The sequence below is a fragment of the Pectinatus haikarae genome (assembly GCF_015732185.1).
GTDB classification, from domain to species: domain Bacteria; phylum Bacillota; class Negativicutes; order Selenomonadales; family Selenomonadaceae; genus Pectinatus; species Pectinatus haikarae.
The window spans coordinates 86878-105755 of sequence record NZ_WIQM01000011.1 but is presented as its reverse complement, the minus strand read 5'-3'; the positions used below and the strand labels follow the sequence as shown (position 1 = coordinate 105755).

15 protein-coding genes are annotated in these 18878 nt (G+C 41.2%); 1 reads left to right on the top strand and 14 read right to left on the bottom strand.

The genetic code is table 11. The annotated features are described in order from the left end of the window. Positions 1-86: 86 nt before the first annotated feature. From I6758_RS08125 to I6758_RS08085, 9 genes are all read right to left on the bottom strand, one after another. Positions 87-989, bottom strand: coding sequence for a glycyl-radical enzyme activating protein (locus tag I6758_RS08125; RefSeq protein ID WP_196604708.1), 903 nt, complete (start codon positions 987-989; stop codon positions 87-89). Further along, entirely contained in the window at positions 976-3339 is a 2364-nt protein-coding gene (locus tag I6758_RS08120) for a glycyl radical protein (RefSeq protein WP_196604707.1), read from the bottom strand. The genes I6758_RS08125 and I6758_RS08120 overlap by 14 nt, the downstream gene beginning before the upstream one ends. 13 nt (positions 3340-3352) lie before the next feature. After that, positions 3353-4024 (bottom strand): GntR family transcriptional regulator, encoded by a 672-nt coding sequence (locus tag I6758_RS08115; protein WP_196604706.1) that lies wholly within the window; start codon positions 4022-4024, stop codon positions 3353-3355. A gap of 182 nt (positions 4025-4206) precedes the next feature. Beyond that, positions 4207-6375, bottom strand: coding sequence for an L-lactate dehydrogenase (quinone) large subunit LdhH (gene ldhH / locus I6758_RS08110; RefSeq protein WP_196604705.1), 2169 nt, complete (start codon positions 6373-6375; stop codon positions 4207-4209). Positions 6376-6380: 5 nt separating this feature from the next. Beyond that, entirely contained in the window at positions 6381-6980 is a 600-nt protein-coding gene (locus I6758_RS08105) for a LutC/YkgG family protein (RefSeq protein WP_196604704.1), read from the bottom strand. A gap of 59 nt (positions 6981-7039) precedes the next feature. Continuing rightward, on the bottom strand, positions 7040-8440 hold the full coding sequence (locus I6758_RS08100) for an FAD-binding oxidoreductase (RefSeq protein WP_196604703.1): 1401 nt from the start codon (positions 8438-8440) through the stop codon (positions 7040-7042). Beyond that, the gene (locus tag I6758_RS08095) at positions 8437-9633 is read right to left on the bottom strand and encodes an electron transfer flavoprotein subunit alpha (protein WP_196604420.1); all 1197 of its coding nucleotides are present in this window, start codon (positions 9631-9633) and stop codon (positions 8437-8439) included. The genes I6758_RS08100 and I6758_RS08095 overlap by 4 nt, the downstream gene beginning before the upstream one ends. 11 nt (positions 9634-9644) lie before the next feature. Beyond that, positions 9645-10439, bottom strand: coding sequence for an electron transfer flavoprotein subunit beta/FixA family protein (locus I6758_RS08090; RefSeq protein ID WP_196604702.1), 795 nt, complete (start codon positions 10437-10439; stop codon positions 9645-9647). A 19-nt stretch (positions 10440-10458) separates the two neighbouring features. Continuing rightward, positions 10459-12225: an L-lactate permease gene (locus I6758_RS08085; RefSeq protein ID WP_196604701.1), complete on the bottom strand. Its 1767-nt coding sequence runs from the start codon at positions 12223-12225 to the stop codon at positions 10459-10461. A gap of 674 nt (positions 12226-12899) precedes the next feature. Between I6758_RS08085 and I6758_RS08080 the strand changes: the two genes are divergently transcribed. Further along, entirely contained in the window at positions 12900-14417 is a 1518-nt protein-coding gene (locus I6758_RS08080; protein ID WP_196604700.1) for a helix-turn-helix domain-containing protein, read from the top strand. Positions 14418-14435: 18 nt separating this feature from the next. Here I6758_RS08080 and I6758_RS08075 read toward each other — a convergent pair whose 3' ends face one another. The 5 genes from I6758_RS08075 to I6758_RS08055 form a co-directional block, all read right to left on the bottom strand. Next, entirely contained in the window at positions 14436-15020 is a 585-nt protein-coding gene (locus I6758_RS08075; protein ID WP_196604699.1) for a GerMN domain-containing protein, read from the bottom strand. 12 nt (positions 15021-15032) lie between these two features. Next, positions 15033-15938 (bottom strand): N-acetylmuramoyl-L-alanine amidase family protein, encoded by a 906-nt coding sequence (locus I6758_RS08070; protein ID WP_231038589.1) that lies wholly within the window; start codon positions 15936-15938, stop codon positions 15033-15035. Positions 15939-16440: 502 nt separating this feature from the next. Then, positions 16441-16818 carry a type II toxin-antitoxin system PemK/MazF family toxin gene (locus tag I6758_RS08065; protein ID WP_432748915.1) on the bottom strand — a complete coding sequence of 126 codons (378 nt, stop codon included), beginning with the start codon at positions 16816-16818 and terminating at the stop codon, positions 16441-16443. Further along, positions 16796-17038 carry a ribbon-helix-helix domain-containing protein gene (locus I6758_RS08060; RefSeq protein ID WP_196604698.1) on the bottom strand — a complete coding sequence of 81 codons (243 nt, stop codon included), beginning with the start codon at positions 17036-17038 and terminating at the stop codon, positions 16796-16798. The genes I6758_RS08065 and I6758_RS08060 overlap by 23 nt, the downstream gene beginning before the upstream one ends. 161 nt (positions 17039-17199) lie before the next feature. Then, the gene (locus tag I6758_RS08055; RefSeq protein WP_196604697.1) at positions 17200-18753 is read right to left on the bottom strand and encodes an NAD(P)H-hydrate dehydratase; all 1554 of its coding nucleotides are present in this window, start codon (positions 18751-18753) and stop codon (positions 17200-17202) included. Positions 18754-18878: the final 125 nt, after the last annotated feature.

The window sequence follows — 18878 nt, the reverse complement described above, 5'->3', positions numbered from 1 at the left end:
TTAATCAGGAGGAGAATAAATAATATAAAATTTTTACAGCCAGGGAATATATTCTCTGGCTGTTTTTCATAAAAACAAATATTTGATTATTTATAACTCACGACTTCTATATCATTGCTTTTCAGTAAATATTCCAACTCTTCTATTTCAGCTCCAACCGGTGTGGAATATTTTTCTGGAGACATGCCAAGTGCCCGCATTTTTTCGTAGCCTAATATATGATAGGGAAGCAGTTCAACTTTATTCAGAGAATTCTCCCGCAGAAAATCAATCATTGCTGCGAAATTCTGCTTATCTGTATTTATGTTTTTTATCAGGGGAACTCTTATTACTATATTGTCATTAATTTGTGCGGCAGCCGCTATATTATGAAGAATTTCTTCATTTCCTATGCCGGTATATTTTTTGTGCCGAATACTATTCATCATCTTTATGTCGAAAAAAATCATATCCATTGCCGCAATAATATCTTTACAGGCTTCTGCATCAAAATATCCGCAGCTTTCCGCGGCGGTAGAAATTCCCAACTGCCCGCATCTTTTAATCAATGCACGTAAATATGCCGTATGAAGGAACGGTTCGCCACCTGAAAACGTAACACCGCCGCCTGATTCATCAAAAAAGATCATATCCTTTTTTAATTGATCCATTACTTCATCGGCAGAAAAATACGTTCCCATCATCTGGCGGGCATTGACCGGACAGACCTGCAGACAATGTCCGCAGGTCTTACATTTTTCATTATGAAAAAATATCCGTCCCGCACTGTCCGTATTATTAGCCAAAGACGGGCATACCGTAATACATTTTCCGCAGCTGATACATTTATGTGCGAAAAACATTACCTGCGGAACATCTCTCCATGATTCGGGATTGGCACACCAACGACAGCGCAGTCTGCATCCCTTGAGAAAAATAGTGGTGCGTATGCCCTCTCCGTCATTGACAGACAGCCGCTGCATTTGGAATATATAATCACATTGTTTCATAAGTAGTTCTTTCAATTATTGCGTTCTGAGCTTTTCTTGATAAATTAACAAACTGTGTACTGTATCCGGCAACTCTCACTAAAAGATCACGGTAGTCCTTAGGATTTTCCTGTGCTTTATAAAGAATGTCAGGAGATATTACATTGAACTGTATATGGAATGCTCCCAAGGCAAAATAACCTTTAATCAGTGCAGCCAGATTATTGAGCCCTCTGTCTGTTTTTATCAAATCAGGAGAAAGTTTTACATTCACAAGCGTCCCTCCCTGATGAATATCATGATTTATTTTTGCAGCTGACCGCATAGCTGCTGTGGGACTCGTTATATCTGTTCCGGCATGTGGAGACACGCCTTCTGTCAACGGTGCGCCCGCCTTGCGCCCATCCGGTGTTGCCCCTATGACGGAGCCTGCCGGTATATAATTGGATATGCCCATAAAAGCCGAATTAAATGGCGCATCGAAGATATCCTTGTATTTATGAATTTCCGTATGATAAAAATCAGATATTTCCGTGGCAATGGTGTCCACATAATTATCATCATTGCCGTATTTAGGCGCAGAAAACACAGCCGCATGCAGTTTTTCGAAACCCTGCCAATCAGCACGCAAAGCTTCGGCAAAATCCTGCAAGGTAAATAATTTTTTTTCAAAAACAAGTTGTTTTATTGCCGCCAGAGAATTAGCCGTATCGGCCAGGCCTATACCTGTAAGTACAGGCCCCAGACAATATTTGGCACCGCCCTGACTCAAATCACGGCCTTTTTCCATACATCCGTCCACCAGAAGAGACATGTAGGGACGCGGCACAATTTCCCTATGCACCTCCTGACAGATCAGTGAACCTGTCACCGCTGCTTTTATCAGGTTCGCAATTTGTTTAAAAAACAGGTTTTTAAACTCTTCATAAGTGTTTATATCGTTTATCGAAGTTTTCATTCCCATGATACTGTGTGTCATATTGCTGTATCCGTCATTTACCGCATATTCCATAGCAGCTGCCAAGTTTATATTCACTGCCGACGTCCACTCGCCTATCTTGCGAAAATGAGGTACAACGCAGCCGCAATTATTCCAATCTCTCGCATCTTCCGGTGAAAGACCCGCGGCCACAAGCATCTGTGAACCGGCCCGATCGTTATGGATAGCAGGAAAACCCGTTCCCAGTCTTACCAGTTTGCACACTTCACGCAGAAATTCCGGCGGACAATTTGGATGAATACGTACACTGAGCCCCGGTTGATGTGTTTTGATATTGCTTGTTGCTTCAAGACAGAGATAAGATATATCATTTGTCGCGTCGCTGCCGTCGCGTTTTCTTCCTCCTACAGTAAGATTTTGGAAAGAATTATAACCTGCAAAAAATTGTGCCGTATTACTTGATATTGCCCATACCCATTCGGACAGCTTAATCCAGAGAGCTTCTATCCTTTCCAACGCTTCCTGCCGGGTAATGGCACCCTTGGCTATATCCTCCTTATAGTAGGGATACATATACTGATCAAATCGCCCTAAATTCAGCGCCAGAGAATTTTCTGATAAAATTGATCCCAATTGTGTAAACCAAACACATTGAATTGCCTCCTTGAAATTCTTTGGCGGCATTTCAGGTATATTTTTACATATAGCTGCAATTTCCATAAGTTCAGCCTGTCTGGCAGGATCAGCCTTTTCTGCCAATCTGGCAGCTTCCTGCGCATATCGTCTGGATAAAGTTATTATTCCTTCACAAACTATTATTTCAGACTGATAAAATGCTTTTTTATTTATATCTTCAGCCATTACACTGCTCAATGCATCAAGCTTCTGCTGCGCCTCTTTTTTCAGACCGCCAAAACCTTTTTTAAATATAAGATCCTGATAATCGGCTGTTATTTCGCCTACAGCGCTTCTCCACTTAGAATCATTGTCAACGATTCCAGTATCAACCAGCAATTTTGCCGTTTTTTTGTCAAGCCTGGCCAAAAATGTTTCTTCAAGTGACTTTCCCTTCCAATAAGGAAATACTTTTTCGCTCAATATTGTTTTAGTATCATGATTTATTTCATACTGATCCTGAGGGCGATCAGAAAAATGATCCATTTCTTTTTCCACCCAGCTCCACGAATATTCAGGACAGATGATGCCGCTGCGGCGAAATTCACCGATGCTGCCTATGATCAATTCATCTTCAAATATGGGTGTATCTATTTCCTCACATACTGCACGGAAGGCCTTTGCCCTTCTTAATATAAGCTGTTCTCCTTCTGTGTTTTTATGAGACCGCGTAAAAATTTCCGCTCTCTTGCTGCTGATAGAAGGTGTTGTTTCAATATATTTTCTTTTAAAAGATTCCATACGCCGGCTTAACATAAATATTCCCCTTTTATTGAGTGGTCTGATGTCTTTTTATGTATCTGTCAAACTGTTTCCAAGCGCTCATCATGTGTTTTTTTAAAATTCTTTTTGCTTTTGCCGTATTTTTTTCTTCACAGGCTTTCAGCAAGGCTTCATGCTCTCCATGCGAAAATTCTCTGTAATTCATTTCGCCTAAATACAAGATCAAATACCTTGCCACATTATTATGAAGAACTCTTATCATATCAAGCAATCTGTCATTTTGGGCGGATTCATAAAGACATTCATGAAACAATGAATTTATTTCATTGTAATAGGCTGGATCTGTACAGTCTTTTTCAGCTTCGAGATACTCCGCTGCCTTGTTTATGACATATTTATCCATTTGGGGAATGGCGAGTTCTAACGCGCCCATTTCCAAAAATATACGTATCTGATAAATTTCCAGAGCAGCTTCCGATGACAATTCAGTCACCATAGCTCCGCGATTTGGCATAAAGCGAACCAGACCTTCTCCCTCCAAAATTTTCAGACCTTCTCTGAACGCACTGACACTGACATTGAATGCCTGCGCCAAAGCATCCTGCTTTAGCTGATCACCGCCTTTTAATTTTCCGACAAGTATTTGTCTGCGCAGATCATTGCTTATCTTTTCCGGAATAGTCATTCTTTCTAAATTGGTCATATTCAACTTTTCCATATTGAAACTATACCACCTTTTGATGAAAAATATAATATAATAATCGAATGTATACTGTATATTATCGATGTAATTCTATGTAATAATATATAAAAGGAGCCGCAGGATAAATTACAGTATTTGTGATTATAATACCATAATCTTATCATGCGGCTCTATATTAAAAATGTTGAGTGGGCAATTTAATCAGAAATATTTTCTGCTAAAATATCAGCTATATGTTTTATTTTTATTTCCGGTGCGTTTTTATCAAGACCTCCGCCGATCTGCATCATGCATGCAGGACAAGCTACAGCAATAGTCTGAGCACCACTTTCTTTGATATTATGGATCTTTCTGTTCAGCAACTGAACGGATAAGTCCGCATATTTCATACCAAAGGAGCCTGCCATGCCGCAGCATTGATCGGCACCGTCCATTTCCACGTAATCGTAGCCGGGAGCAGCTTCAAGCAGTCTGCGCGGTTCTTTATATATATCCAGGCTGCGCCTCATGTGGCATGAATCATGATAAGTTATTTTTTCCGCACCATGGGTGGTTTTCAAACGTTTATTTTTTGCGTATGACATTTCTACCAGCGAAGTGAATTCTCTTATTTTTTTACTCAGATTTTCAGCACGCTCCAGCCATATCCTGTCATGGGCAAACAATTCTTTATATGTCTGTTTCAAAGTTTCTGCGCAGGTCGGACAGGCTGCCACTATATAGTCGGCATTTGCTTTTTCCAGCGCTTCTATATTCTGCATTGCTAGTTTGCGTGCCGTTTCAAGATCCCCTGCTCCTATGATCGGCTTACCGCAGCAATTCTGATCCTGCGGATATATTACCTCTGCACCGATATCTTGCAAAACTTTTACCACAGATTCACCTGTCTGGGGAAAAACAAAATCTAAATTGCAGCCGCTGAAAAAGGCCACCTTCATTTTTGCGGAGGAAGGATTATTTTTGAAGAGATCGTTTGCCCTGTCTCTGAATGGTTTATCTGCTATCGCCGGCAAGCTGCGTCCTTCTGTCATTTTGGCAAAAAACAATGGCAGATTACGAATAAATTTTCCTGATTTCACCGGCTTTTGTCCTATTGAAGCCGTTCTGAGCAGTGTATGAAAAATTTTTCTGTTCGTCATAATTTTTTGGAATATTAATTTTTCCGGCAGTGACAATCCTTTTTCCGCTACCCGCCTATTGCGTAATTCCTGAATAAGGTCTGGAATATTTATTTTTCCCGGGCACACCGTAGTGCATCGGCGGCACCCTATACATAAATCACTGAACTGAGCAAAATCATCCATACTGTTCAGCAGCCCCGTTAAAATAGCGCCTATGCCTCCCGAATAAATATGTCCATACACGTTACCGCCAACAGTCGACCATATGGGACAGACATTCAGACATGAAGCACACCGCACACATTGATATACTTCTTTCATTACCGGATCATGCGCTGCTTTCAGTCTTCCGTTATCAAGCAGAATAGCATACACCTTTTTATTTTCTTCTACCATCTTACCGTTTTTTTCATGAATTATCGGTGTAGGACCATCAACCAGCGTCAGATAGCTTACCATTCGCTGCCCCGTACCATTCCGCGGCAAAAGGCGCATTATCTTCGAAGCATCACTTATCTTCGGTATAAGCTTTTCATAGCCAATTATAATAACATGTATCGGCGGCATAGTCGTTACTATACGAGCATTGCCTTCATTCGTAACGAGACCTATGGCACCGTTCTCAGCTATGCCGAAGTTTGCTCCGGATATCCCCATATCTGCCTTCAGAAATTCCTTGCGCATCACTCGTCTGGCTGTCTGCACCATAAAGGGGATATCGCTCGGAATATCTTCCTTAAGCTCATCAGAAAAAAACTTGGCACATTGATTTCTGTTCAAATGAATCGCCGGCATTACCATATGTGATGGGTGCTGGCCCGCAACAGAAAGCATCCATTCGCCCAAATCCGTTTCCTTTACATGCAGTCCCTGCTCTTCCAAGTAATCATTCAGTCTTATTTCTTCCGTTGCCATCGACTTTGATTTTACAATATTATGCACATCATTTTCCCTGCATATTTCGAGCAGCTGCCGCTTAAGCGCTTCTCCGTCTTTAGCTCTGAAAACTTTGGCACCTCTTTTTTCCAGGGATTCCTGAAACTGATCAGCTAATTTTTCTATATGGGATACAGAGTAGCTTTTCATTTCCTTGAGGTCATCCCGCAAAGCTTCTATACTTTCAACATTGGCATAAGCCTTTGCTCTGGCGGCGGGATACTGTTCCGAAAATCTTTCCAGGTTGCTGCGCAGGATTTCATCATGCAGTTTATCTTCTATTTCTATTTTTATATTACGTTTTTCCATTTTTATCACTCCATCCCATCCACTGCAAATAGTATCAATCTGCTTGGACCATGCACACCTAAAGTCAGCACTCTTTCTATGTCCGAAGTACGGCTTGGTCCTGTAACAAAACCGGTGTACCCTTTATCAAAAACCTGTTCCAATATCTCAAAGGCATCCGTCATAGTATCCACTACATTGTTCTTATTCATAAATACTATATTTATAGGAGGCAGCATAGTAGCCACTCTGGCTTCATAGGAATAATTATCAACACAAATGCTTCCTGTTTCTCCCACACCAAACTCCGCGGTAGAAATACCTATATCAACAGAAGGTGCATTTCTTGCTATTTCAAACTTGTCTGTATAGACCTGATATTTTTGTCCCAGATTTTTATATATACGGCTCAGCTCCTCAGATTCTCCACCGCCGACAGCAGCCAATCTGGAAGCTTCTGCTCCAGCTATTATATCTTCAATGATCGGCATCGCATCTTCATAATTTTTTACTTCCTTTAACTCCACCGAGGCAGCCTGTGCGTTTTCTTTGAAATCATTCCAATACTTTTTATCTATAAATCCTTTTTGCAAATATTTCTGCCATTCGTGGCTTACCTTTCTCACTTTGATTCACTCCTCAATAATTTTCCGTTGCTATATATATCATATTATGCCGATACTTTTTACTGACAAACCTTGCAGGGATTCAAAATATTGAGCGGATCAAAAGCTTTTTTGATCCCTTTCATGATCTGTATGGCTTCTTCCGGCATGGATTTTTTCAGGTATTCTTTTTTTGCGTAGCCTATGCCGTGTTCTCCTGAAACGCTTCCTTTAAGGCTGTGGGCTTTCTGGTACATTTTTCCCATTGTCATTTCCAGGGTTTTTTTCCATTGTTCTTCTGTCATGTCATCTTTGAGGATGTAGGCGTGCAGGTTGCCATCTCCTGCGTGCCCGAAGCATTTTATTCTTGTGCCTGTTTGTTTTTGCAGCTGGTGGATGTATTCGACGAGGTCGTTGACGCTGCTGCGCGGTACTACTACGTCTACTTCGTCCATGGCCGTGGTGGAGCTTTTTATTGCTTCAAGGAATGCTCCTCTTGCTTTCCAGATGGCTTCGGCTCTTTCGTCGGTGTCGGCTATGAGCAGGTCGGTGGCTCCCTGTTCAAGGCAGATGTGTGCCACAGAGTCATAGTAGGAGGCTATTTCTTCCATCGTGCCTCCGTCGAATTTGAGCAGCAGGTAGGCGTCCGCCTGGTTGTCCGGGAATTTTCTGCCGAGGTATTCTTCGGCGTCTTTTATTACTTCTTTTTCCATGAATTCTATTGCGGTGGGGATGGCTTTGGATTTTATGATGGGGGGGACGGCGCTTATTGCTTGTTCAAGTGTCGGGAAGGGGACGAGCAGGCTGACGTTTTTTTTGGGCAGGGGCAAAAGCCGCAGGATCGCTTTGGTGATGATCGCCAGTGTTCCTTCCGAGCCTACTATAAGGTCTTTTAAGGCATAGCCGGAGCTGTTTTTTACTGTTTTGCCGCCCAGTGTCATTATTGTTCCGTCGGCAAGGACTATTTCAAGGCCGCGGATATAGTCGCGGGTGACGCCGAATTTGACGGCTCGCATTCCTCCGGCATTGGTGCTGATGTTGCCGCCTATAGTTGCTGATTTTTCTCCCGGGTCCGGCGGGTAGAAATAGCCTCTTTTTTCTACGTATTCGGCAAGTTCCATGAGCAGTACTCCCGGTTCTACGGTGAGGGTGAGGTTTTGCTCATCAAGTTCTATGAAGTGGTTCATGAGGGTGGTGTCGAGCAGGATACCCTGCTCGACAGCCACCGCGGCGCCTACAAGTCCTGTGCCGGCACCTCTCGGGGTCACGGGGATGTTGTTTTTATTTGCGTAGGCGAGGATCTTGGATATTTCTTCCGCAGCCGCGGCTTTTATGACCAGTTCCGGATAATGGCGTCCCGCACTCAGTTCGTCATGGCTGTATTCTTCATTGATTTCTTTTTGCCAGAGGATTCTTTCTCTGCCCGTTATTTCGCTCAGGTTCCGGAGGTCTTCTTCGGTTATTTGTTTATAAGGTGTCATAGTGCTTTTCCCCCTGTCTTTATTTTTTGGATCAGCTCGGGGATCACGTCGTAAATATCTGCTTTTACCGCATAGTTTGCCGTCTTGAAGATGGCAGCTTTAGGGTCATTGTTTATGGCAAAGATGGTGTCGGCATGGTTCATGCCCGCCACAAACTGGACTGAACCGGATACTCCGCAGGTAATGATAAGTTTTGGTCTTACTGTGCGTCCGCTGAGTCCTATTTGCTTTTTGGGGTCCATCCAGCCCGCCTCTACCAGCGGTCTTGTGGAGGCTGTCTGTCCTCCCAGCAGGTCGGCCAGTTCTTCGAGCATTTTCAGGTCGTCCTTTTTTTTGATGCCGCGTCCGGCAACGACAATGACATCTGCTCCGTCTATTGTTTTTTCTTTTGGTTTTTTGGTGACGCCGAGCACCTGAATGCGGCTTTTCAGTTTTTCGTCGCTTATGGCAAGCTCATGTACCGTTCCCGTTGCCGTGTCGCTCCATTTGGGAGCGTCCATTATCTTATAGCGCACGGTAGCCATCTGCGGTCTTGTGTTCGGGGTAAGTATCTCGGCCATAATATTGCCGCCGAAGGCCGGACGTATCTGAACAAGATCGGTGTTTTCTTTTATGTCAAGGATGGTGCAGTCCGCCGTAAGACCTGTGCCGAAACGTGCCGCTACGCGCGGAGCCAGCTGTCTTCCCACCGGTGTGGCACCCACGAGAATGGCTGCGGGTTTTATTTTGGTGATGAATTCTTCAAAGACACTGGTATATGCTTCGATTTTAAAGTATTCCAGCTGTGATTTATCACAGATATATACTTTATCCGCTCCGTAGTGCAGAAGCTCTTCGGCCTTATGCTTTATACCGCTTCCTATGAAAAGCGCGTAAACAGGCTGTTTTATTTTTCCTGCCAGTTCTTTTGCTTTTCCCAGCAATTCATATGTTACGGGATGGATCGATCCGTCCACATGGTCCACGTAGACGGCTATGCCCCGCCATTTTGTTTTATCGATCTGCGGTGCCTTTTTATCTTCTACATATTCTATTGCCCCTTTGGGGCCCTTCTTTTCACACAGCCTGCACATGCGGCAGCCTGCATTTATGCTCAGCCGGCCGTCTTTTTCCTGCATAGCGCCGAACGGACAGATCATTGCCAGTGCTTTGGCATCCGTTATCTTTTCCTGATGAATCAATAGTTTTGCCATGGTTTTTCCCTCTATCCCGCTATGAATTTTTTCTGCTTTAAGGTGGCGTATATCTTCTGCGCCAGTTCCCTGCTTGTTCCCTCCAAATGCTCCTGCACCTTATCGCTTATCGGAGGAAAGATCCGCTGCACACTCGTCGGCGAACCCGTCAGACCGTACTTTTCTTCATCCTTATCTTCCATATCACTGAAAGTATATATATCTATATCCTTTTTCATTGTCTGCTGCTTGCGAAGATAAGAAGGAAGCCGCGGCTGACAGATATCCTTCTTTACTGTCAGCAGACAGGGAAAAGCTGCCTTTATCGTTTCTATATCATGCGGCATATCCATATCCACTATGATACTGCCTTGTTCGGCCTTTTCGATCCTCTGGACATTGCAGACACTCGGTATATCCAGCAGCTCTGCCACTTCCGGTCCTACCTGTGCCGTATCTCCGTCTGTCGTCTGCAGCCCGCACAAAATAACATCAAAACTGCCGAACCTCCTTATACCCTGCGACAGCGTCCGGCTCGTTGCCAGCACATCCGCTCCGCCAAACTTCCTGTCCGTTATGAGCGCCCCGTTATCCGCACCCATCGCAAAAGCCTCGTACAAAACAGCCTTCGCCTGCGGCGGACCCATTGTGATAACGCTTACTGTACCGCCGTACTTCTCCTTGAGTCTCAGCCCCGTCTCCAGCGCGTACAGATCATACGGATTCATCTTGCTGTCTGTCCCGTTCCTTTTCAGCACTCCTGTTTTTTCATCCACTTCCACCTTGTTCGTTCCCGGTACTTGCTTTATGCATACTAGTATTTTCATTTTTCTTCTCTCCGTAAATTTAATGCGTTTTATAATGCTGCAGTCCTTTATCAGAAGACGATGCCAGCATTGTTCTGGCCAATAAAATAACACAGAAAGAAATCAGCAATATTATTACACCGCTGCCTCCGGCGGAACTGCTGCCGGCTGCCTGCACAGCACCTGTTCCGGCCTCTGCCGCAAGAACGGAAACAAAAACACCTTCATAAAAATAAATTATGCAGCATATTATAGCCAGTAAGATCATCGAATGTTTCATGCTGAATTTATATATTTCTCCTTCTCTGCCTGTTAATCCGGTCGTCCCGGCTGCGATGGCTATGGATTGCGGCGATATCATTTTCCCGACGGCCCCGCCTGCCAGATTGGCGCCTATTCCCATCACAGGCATTATACCTACAGCAGAAAATGCTGTTGTCTGCAATTTACCGAAGAGAGCGTTTGCCGAAGTATCCGAGCCCGTCACAAATACTCCCAGCCAGCCTACTATCGGTGCAAACAATGGAAACATATCGCCCGTTTTTGAAACCAGCAGTCCCATCGTTGTGGTCATACCGCTGTTGTTTGCCACATAAGCATAAGCTAATACACCGCTTATGGTAAGCAGAGCAATTTTCAATTCATTTATCGTCGAAGCAAAAATCCCTATCGATTTTTTCAAAGAAACCTTTAGTATGAGACAAGACATAAATGCGGCCAGAATGATGCCTGTTCCTGCTGTGGAAAGCCAGTTCAGATTAAAGACCGCCGCCAAAAGACTGTTAGTCGTGCTGTTCATTATAGCTTTGTCCAAAAAAGGCAGCGGTATTAATATATTCACTGTGTCCAATACACTGCTGACACTTTTCATTCCCCAGTCAGCTATAAACATTATGAGTACAATAAAGGGACTCCATGCCTTTATAATCATTTTTTTGCTGAGTACAGCTGTGCTTTCGCCCGATACATCTGCTTCATTTTCGAAACGGTAAACATGTTTTGGCTGCCATACTTTTAAAAACAATACCAAGGCTATCATAGATGCCAGTGATGCTATTATGTCAGGAAGAATAGGTCCCAGAAAAAAAGAGGTAAGCGCCATCGGGATAGAAAAAGATATTGAAGTAACAAGAACTGCCGGCCAAACTTCTTTCAATCCTTTAAGGCCCGTCATTACAATTATGAGATAAAACGGAACGATAAAACCTATTATCGGACATATCATTGCCAAAAGTTTAGCAATGTAATCCCCCGAAAAACCGGTTACCTGCGCTGCAACCAATACCGGAATTCCCAAGCCGCCAAAGGCTACCGGGGCTGTATTCGCCAATAAGCTGAGGCACGCTGCCTTTTTTGCCTTGAAGCCCATGCCTATAAGCATGGCTGATGTAATTGCCACAGGTGTGCCAAATCCCGCTGCACCTTCGAGAAAAGCTCCGAAGGAAAAGGCTATGAGCAGCAATTGGAGCCGTCTGTCATCGGTTATAGACACTATTGATTTTTTTATGATTTCAAACTGACCTGTTTTTACACTGATGTTATAAAGAAAAACAGCACCTATAACTATCCATCCTATAGGAAAAAGTCCGTATAATGCTCCATGTACAGCTGACATAATCGACAGAACAATCGGCATATCATAAACCCAGCCGGCCAGTGCAACAGCCAGAACAGTAGTAGATATAGCCGCCCAGTGTCCTTTTACTTTGAACACTATTAATACTACAAAGAAATAAACAATAGGTAAAAATGCCAATGCTGCTGATAGAAACATATTATTTAGCGGATCAAAATTCTGTATATACATTTTCTTCTCTCCTTGCGTAAAATAATCTAAAAAAACTTACGCTCTTTCTCTGTTTTTCATGCAGTACCTCAACATTCCATTTCCAATTTTCTGCAATCGATCTGCATCTGGTACCTTGTGTTTTCATTGCATAACATCAACCTTCTCTCCTTTTGCTGTTCAGCGATACTTTACACTCTTATCAAAACTGCGATCATACTGACTGTGTGTAATATAAGAAAGACATAAGTTATTTCATTAATATTTAAAATTTATGAAATATTATATATATTTAAAATCAATAAACATATTCCATGTATATATAATACAAATAAATGCAGTACATAGTCAACGCAGGCAAAATGTGTTACGAATTAACTTGAATTATTATTCAAATCGGCACATCACTTTATTTAAGCCTTTTAATGATCATTTTTTCTATAGATTATTTTCTTGAATATCCATTAACTTGTTTTATTCAAAAAATACGCCTATAATAATAGTACAATTTACAGATTTTTCGCTAATTTCTTTGATTTATCTTGAATAATATTATTCAAAAAAAATCAATAATTTCCATTCTATATATAATAAATTAATTTTATTATTCATATTTAGTATTATTATTGTATAATATACTTAGTATTTGTTTATAGTAAAATGTTTTTCATTAAATAAAAAGGAATTAACCTGCAATGAAAAAAAATTTTTCACAGACATTAAAACATCTTACAAAATTTTCCGGCATAAAGCTTAGTGCTCTTGCCGATTTCATAGGTTATGATGTTTCCTATCTGAGCAAATGGTGTAACGGTATCAATCATCCTTCTCCTAAATATATAACACGTATCAATCGCCGCATAGCCACATTTATAGCAGATGAACTGATAAAGCAGGATCGTATTTATCCTTTTTTCAACGAATTTGATATAAGGCTTTCTGTCAAAATGACCGCAGAAAATACAAAGGACCGTCTGACAACAGAAATAAATAATCTACTGAACGATGTATATTATCACAATCAAGCTGAACCGATCCCGGAGGACAATGGTCAGTCTGCTGTTTCAGCGGCATCTTATTTAACGATCGTTGGAAGGACCAATATAAAAAAATTTTTCAACACAAAAATTGCTTCATTATTCAGCACCACTCAAGAGGACATCAGTATTCTTATAACAGGCGATATCGTTTCTTTGCTTTCCCGTAATGCGCTTCTTGATTTTTTAAACTGCTGTCATTTTTCTTCAGAAAATGTCAATATTTATCTTGGCTGCTGCATAAATGAACTCAAACAATCTCCGGATTCCTTTCTTCCCAGATTATATAATATGCTCAACAAATATATCAATATCAACTTCTATATATACGATGACCAGAATTTTGCAAAATCAAATATAATAACGGTAAAAAATTATTTTACCATGCACTACTCAATGCACAAAGATAATTTAATAGATATCTGCACTTATATAACAGATAAAAAGACGGTAAAAGAAGTTTGGGAACGCACATATGAAAAATTTGATTTTAACTGCTGTATCCTTGAACCAAAAGATGATATAGAACTTGTTAAATTCCGTTCATTTTTTTATTTGAACAGCGATCTTTTACTTTTCTGTGCAAAAGGCTTTGAATTTTTTCTGCCCGCTCAGGCTTTCAAAAAGCTCCTTAGTTCTTCACGTGACTATAAATATTCCTCTGATATGCAACAAACCATTCAAAACATGCAGATAACCTGGGAAGAACAATTTGGCAGTTCACATATTGATTTTATCCTTCCCGAGGCCAATATAATACGCTATATAGAAAACGGACAGCTTACTTATGGCGAAATAGACTATATTGCTTCTGCCCAGGAAAGAGAAGCACAGCTTCAGCAATTAATAAAATCCATGAGGAATAATCCTGCCATAAATATCCATTTGCTGAGTGAATCGCAGCCGCAAAACGAAGACGATTCCTTCAAATTATCATATTACAGCAATACAAAAACAGCCTATTTAAAGAAAAATAAATCTTTTTTGCGAAATTGCAGCAAAACTATATATTTACTGAGGCACCCCTTTTTAATAGATAAATTCAATAGCTTTTTCCATGATTTACAAAACAGACCAAATTGTCATAAATTTTCTGCCGAAGATTTAGAAAAAATCTATAAAAACAACAATGCCCTCTTATATCGCATATGGAAAAAAAACACACCGGAAAAATGATCCTTCCGGTGTGTTTTTCTATAATATGTTTTTCATTCGTTTAACAGGTTCTGTAAGATCAAGATGTCCGCTTAATGTTTCAAGCGGTTTACCGTCAACTAAAAACCGTACAGCTTTTACCTCAGGAAAATTAGTAAGCGTATCCGTAACAGATCCCACAAGCATTATTTCGCCCGTAGAACCGCCCGAAAAATTTTTAACAAGCGCATTATCAAAATTGACTGATGCGATTCCATTTTTATCAACGCTGACCGCCAGAAGTTTTGCCTGCTTGGGAATGACAGCAATTCCTTCTCCTTTTTTAGGTCCTTGCAGTAAAACTTTAACCGCCGCAAGATATTTATCGTCGACTTCTGTATTCAAAGTCCTGTCCGAGGCAATAAGTTTTTGTCCGTTTTCATCCGGAAAATATACTGTAGCCTTGACTTGTTTAATATTTTTTTTATCAGAAGATTCCTTTTCATTTTTTGCCTGATCATTTGTTGTTATCTGTCCATTTTGTTGTTCCGACTGAGCTTTATTTCCGGAATTATCACTGCACCCCGCTATAAAAACCGTAGAGATAATAAAAAATGCTGCTAATATTGTCCTTATCCGTTCCAAATTATTTCCCCCTTAATCGGCCTGGAAATACCTGCTTATGGCTCTGCAGATAGCTTCTGCCATCATTTCCTGAAAATCATCGGCATTCAGCAGTCCTTCTTCTCTGTAGTTAGATATAAAGGCAAGTTCCACTAATGCTGATGGCATCGACGTATGTTTTAAAACATAAAAATTTGCGGCTGCTATTCCTCTGTCATTCAGTCCGCTGCTTTTCACCATTTCATCCTGTATCAGCGAAGCTAACTTTTCTCCCTGTGATGAACTTTGGTAATAATATGTTTCTGTACCGTTGGCAGAGGGACTTGTAAAAGAATTGGCATGCACACTCAGGAAAATATCTGTGTTTTTCGTATACTCTCCTACATTGACTCGTGCCTGCAGTTCCTGAACCGCACTTGCATTGGGTGCATATACATCCTTATCTACAGTACGCGTCATAATCACCGTCGCCCCGTTATTGACGAGAATGTTATATACTTTCTTTGCCACAGCCAGTGTCACATTTTTTTCCATGATCCCATCTGGTCCTACAGCTCCGGAATCACTGCCGCCATGTCCAGGATCAATGACTATCACATGTCCGGCCACTGCCTGCAGTGACCGGGACAGTACCGCTGCTTTTTTACTGATATCCACTGCCAAAACTGAGCTGTTTCTGCGTCGCGAGTCAGCATTATTGATTATATAAGCCTTATAGTTGACTGTATCCGCGTCATACGGCAGAGATACGACCGCCCTGCCGCTTCCATTTTCATTCGTAAATTTCACACTTTTAGCAAGCGAACCATCAAGTGTAATCGGTCTTTGGCTGGTGTTCTTAATTTTTGTGCCCGGAAAAGTCAGCAATAATTCTTTCTTATTTTGAGGATTGACCTGTAAAATATACTGAGAATCTTTACTGCCCAGTTTAAATTCCATATGTAAATAATTCTCCGCTCCAGATGACTTCAAAACACTATATCGAAAATCATCTGTTGAAAAAGAAGCCGCCGAGCAAACTGTCTGAATGAGAAGCATTAGAAAAATAAAAAATAAAGCTGTCCTTTTTAACAAAGCTGATACTCACTTTCCATCAGATAATTAATACTCTGATATTACTATTGTCTGCATACAGCCGATGATTATTTTTCTGCCTGATCAGAAAAAACACCGTATACAAGCAATAATTATCCCTATCTCAAAAATTACATTATCAGTAAAAACATATTTTCTCTTTTGATGTCACTAAAAAGCGGCAAAATCTTCCTCAATAATTCAAGATGCAAATGATATCATTTTCGTGAAAAATCAAATGCTCTGCTATGTATCACAAAATATCTGTTTATATCGCTATCAGCTGTTATTGTCCTCATTTTTTAAAGCATGATACTAAATCTGCCACTATTTCTTGATTCTGCCGCCCAATTAATTATTTTTTATTTTAGAGCTGTACCAAACCCATACTGACTTTCACAGCCTCGTCCACGCTTTTCATAATATCATTGTCAAGCGTGGTAATCTTATTGCGAAGTCTTTTTTTATCAATTGTCCTCAGTTGTTCAAGCAGTACGACGGAATCGCGGTCCAGTCTGCATTCTTCCGCCTTTAATTCTATATGTGTAGGCAGCTTTCCTTTACTTATTTGTGCAGTTATTGCCGCAACAATTATAGTAGGACTGTATTTATTGCCTATATTGTTCTGCAATATCAAGACTGGGCGCGATCCTCCCTGCTCAGACCCGATCACCGGACTGAGATTGGCATAAAAAATATCGCCGCGTTTTATCATGCCGCGGTCATCTTTTTGATATCCCTCCATATAAACCTTCTTCCGCTATAGTTATGTTGATTGACCCCATTTCTTTATAACCTTTTTTCATCTGTTCCACAATGTTTCTATGTTTGCAATTCTCAATATATGACTGAACAGCTTTACACAATAATTCCTCATGACTAGCCTGCTCCGCCTGTGCCAGATTTTCCAATTCACCAGCCAGATCGTTAGGCAAGTCAATAACAATACGTCTACACGCGGACAATAAAACCCCTCCTATATTGCGATAAAACAGGATATAATTATGTATAGTATAGGGTTTTTAATAACAGTTGTCAATTTGCTTTATCTTAGTTAAATACCTTACCTTTGTAACCTATCTATGCATTCACTGTTCATTTTCTTCCTTTTAGCAACAACGTCATATCACTTGCCGTCCACATACTTGCGGGCGGACTGAATGCTGTCTAAAATATCACCGGCAGTGAGCCCGGCCATTCCCTTCCCGGCTGCTATATCACCTGCTGTCCCATGCAGAAAAACAGCTGAAACAGCAGCTTTTTTCCCGTCCAGCCTATCGGCTCGCAAAGCTGCTGTCACTCCTGCCAGAACGTCGCCGCAGCCGGCAGTAGCCATACCCGGATTACCTACAGTCGTTAAAAATATATTTCCATCAGGGCAGGCAACAATTGTTTTTTCACTTTTCAATATGAATATACAATTATATTTTGCGGCAGCATTTCTTGCATATTTCCATAAATCATTTTTCAATTCTTTTACTTTTATCTGAAGTAAGCTGGCCATTTCTCCCAAATGTGGTGTCAATATCGGAATAAATGCACAATTTTTCAATTCTTCCGCATGCCCGGCAAAAGCAAAAATTGCATCGGCATCAAGAACAAGCGGCTTTTTCACAGCTACCGCGAAATTGCGGACAAATTCCATAGTTTTCTCAGATCTTCCCAGACCCGGTCCCATTAAAATAGTATCGTAACTTTCTTCTCTGGGCAAAAGCACTTCCGCTGCCTGCATCCCTAATATTCCTTTCTCTTCCTCGGGCAAGGGCATAACAATAACTTCTGTTAATTTTTCAGCAAAAATAGGATAGAGGCTTTTGGCTGCCGCAAGCGTTACAAGACCTGCCCCCAGCCGAAGAGCAGCTTGAGCGCAAAGAGCTGCAGCCCCCGTATAGCCTATAGATCCCGCTAACACCAAAACCCTGCCACAATTTGCCTTGTGCACTTCCATAGAGCGAACTGGGATAAACTTTTTGACTAAGCATCTATCTATCATTCTTTGCTGTATAGCTTTATCATTTAGTAAAGCCAAAGGAATTCCTATAGAATCAATAATAAGCTTCCCTACATAATAGGCTCCTGGATAAAGCAGCAAGCCCACCTTAGGAATACCCATAGTAACAGTACATGCTGCCTTCACAGCCTGCCCTTCATATACACTTCCTGTATCAGCATCAAGACCGCTCGGTATATCAATTGCCACGACCGGCTTATGTGCATTATTGATGCATGCAACCATCTTCTGCTGATCAAACCTAAGCGGCAGATCTATTCCCGTTCCGCATATCCCATCTATCACAGCATCAGCAAGCCCCAATGACAGCCTTACTTTATCCCAGTCATATTCAGTGCCTATATGATAAAGATCAGCATGCATATATTTCAATATATTATAATTAGAGCTGGCTGATTTTGTCATATGATCAATATTACCTACAAGAAAAACTTTGACCCTGGCACTATAATTAAGCAAATATCTGGCTGCTACCAGTGCATCACCGCCATTGTTGCCCGTTCCTGCAGCTATAAAAACAGATCTATTGCCTATATCGTCAAAAAAATCTTCTACAGCCTGAGCTACCTTTCTCCCTGCATTTTCCATAAGGACAATTTCTTCCATACCGTACTCTTCAATAGCCTTCTTATCCACCTGTCTTATTTCTTCTTTTGTTGCAATACGCAATTGACTTCCCCCAAAAACTAAATAAATTTATCAGTCCTAATGAACAACGGCACTATATTCTTTTTGATATAATTAATGCATATTAAATCTGATTGTTTTATCAACAAAAATTTAATATGCATTAA